The sequence below is a fragment of the Pseudonocardia sp. Ae505_Ps2 genome (assembly GCF_001932425.1).
Lineage (GTDB): Bacteria > Actinomycetota > Actinomycetes > Mycobacteriales > Pseudonocardiaceae > Pseudonocardia.
In genome coordinates, this window is the sequence record NZ_MCIP01000001.1 from 3,742,446 (window position 1) to 3,744,141 (window position 1,696).

Sequence of the window (1,696 nt, forward strand, 5' to 3'; positions counted from 1 at the left end):
ACCTCGGCTACGAAGGCGAAGCCGACCGGCTCACCGTGCCCATCAAACTCGCCCCCGGCCGCGGGCAGACGGTCAACCAGCGCACCGTCAACACCCTGCACTCAGCCCTTCGTGCTCTGGCCGAACGCGGAAACGCCCTGCTCAAGACCACCTTCGCCGCGTTGCGGCGAGTCACGCTATGTCCCTGGCGCACCGGCGCGATCACCGCAGCTGCGCTCGTACTACTCCACACCGAGTACGACCGCACGACATGATCAACCCGCTACTGAGAACACCTCACTAACCCGTGGAATGAACACCCCCGATCCGGGTGTGCCCTTTCCAGTTCGACGACGCACGGCGCGTCACGCATTCTTCGCCCGTTGTCCACCGGGCGAGAAGTCCGGTTGCTTTACGTGTTGGTTATCTGCTCTTGGAGGAGTTCCAGCCGGCCGGCGCCGTTGTCCGGCAGCAGTTCGGAGAGCCTCTCCTGCGGTTCGCCGGCCGTCGTCCGGTGAACGCGTCGTCCGGTGCGGCGGGCGTCGGACGACCGTTCGGCGCGACCGTGAAGAGCGTCTCCCGGTTCCGGTAAAGGAATGGTCAGGAATTGACCGGGAATGCGCGGGGGCGCCCGTCACCGGGCCCGGGCGCCCCCGCGGGGTCTCAGGCGTGGATGTCCGACGGGTGCGTGGCCAGCGGGGTCACCTGCATGGTCATGTAGGGGAACAGCGGCAGCCCCCAGAGGATCTCGTGGAGCTGCTCGTTGTCGCGCACCTCGAAGATCGACAGGTTGGCGTACTCGCCGACGCAGCGCCAGATGCTCACCCACTCACCCGAGCGCTGCCACTGCTGCGACCAGGCCTTCTCCCGTGCGAGCAGGTCGGCCTTCGCCTCGGCGTCCATGTCGGCGGGGAGGTCGACCTCCATCCGCACGGCGAAGCGGGCCATCAGGCGGGGTCCAGCGCGAAGTCGTAGGTGACCTCGTTGCCGGTGCCGTCGGCGGCCGGGCCGGGGCGCAGGATCAGCTCCGGCTTCACGGCCTGGGCGACGTCGTCGGCGACGTAGTCGCCGCCGTCGAAGTACAGCTGGGTGGTGACGAGCTGCTTGCCGGGCGCGGACACCTTGAGGTGCAGGTGCGCGGGGCGCCACGGGTGCCAGCCGGCCGCGGAGATGAACGCGCCGGTCGAGCCGTCGGTCGGGATCTGGTACGGCGCGGGCTGCATGGTGCGGAACGCGAAGTGCCCGTCGTCGCCGGTGTGGATGACCGCGCGCAGGTTCCACTCGGGGATGCCGGGGGCGAACTGGGAGTAGTAGCCCTCGTCGTCGGCGTGCCACAGGTCGACCGTCGCGCCGGCGATCGGGGCGCCGTCGAGGTCGGTGACGGTGCCCTGGAACAGCAGCGGGGTGCCCTTCTCGCCGGGCCGCATCGGCATCGCGGTCCCGGACTCGATGACCGGGGCACCCGGGACGTAGTAGGGGCCCTCGATGGTGCCGACGGCGCCGCGGCGGTCGGCGTTGGCGACCTCCTCCACGACGTGCTCGACGAACACGTCGAGGAACAGCGGCCACTCGCCGTCGGCGCCGACCTGGATCAGCCAGGCCTTGAGCGCGTCGTACTCGGCGTAGGTCACCTGGTGCTTGCGGATGACCTCGTGCAGGGCCTGCAGCGTGTCGGTGGCGATGGCGGACACCCGGGCCGGATCGGCGGCGGCGCCGG

Annotated in this window: 3 protein-coding genes; 1 reads left to right on the top strand and 2 read right to left on the bottom strand. The window is 69.9% G+C overall.

Features of this window, described 5'->3' with window-relative positions; genetic code table 11:
- A partial coding sequence (locus tag Ae505Ps2_RS33515) for a transposase family protein (protein WP_349289830.1) occupies positions 1-254 on the top strand: 254 nt, incomplete at its 5' end.
- Positions 255-642: 388 nt separating this feature from the next.
- Here Ae505Ps2_RS33515 and Ae505Ps2_RS17915 read toward each other — a convergent pair.
- Together Ae505Ps2_RS17915 and catA are read right to left on the bottom strand one after the other, a co-directional pair.
- The gene (locus Ae505Ps2_RS17915) at positions 643-927 is read right to left on the bottom strand and encodes a muconolactone Delta-isomerase family protein (protein WP_020628467.1); all 285 of its coding nucleotides are present in this window, start codon (positions 925-927) and stop codon (positions 643-645) included.
- Positions 927-1,696 (bottom strand): catechol 1,2-dioxygenase (gene catA, locus Ae505Ps2_RS17920; RefSeq protein WP_075554262.1); only part of this gene is annotated, 770 nt, incomplete at its 5' end. The genes catA and Ae505Ps2_RS17915, both read right to left, overlap by 1 nt.

Excerpts from the sequence above, each read along its gene's own strand:
- Ae505Ps2_RS17915 (WP_020628467.1), bottom strand. The coding sequence starts at position 927 with ATGGCCCGCTTCGCCGTGCGGATGGAGGTCGACCTCCCCGCCGACATG.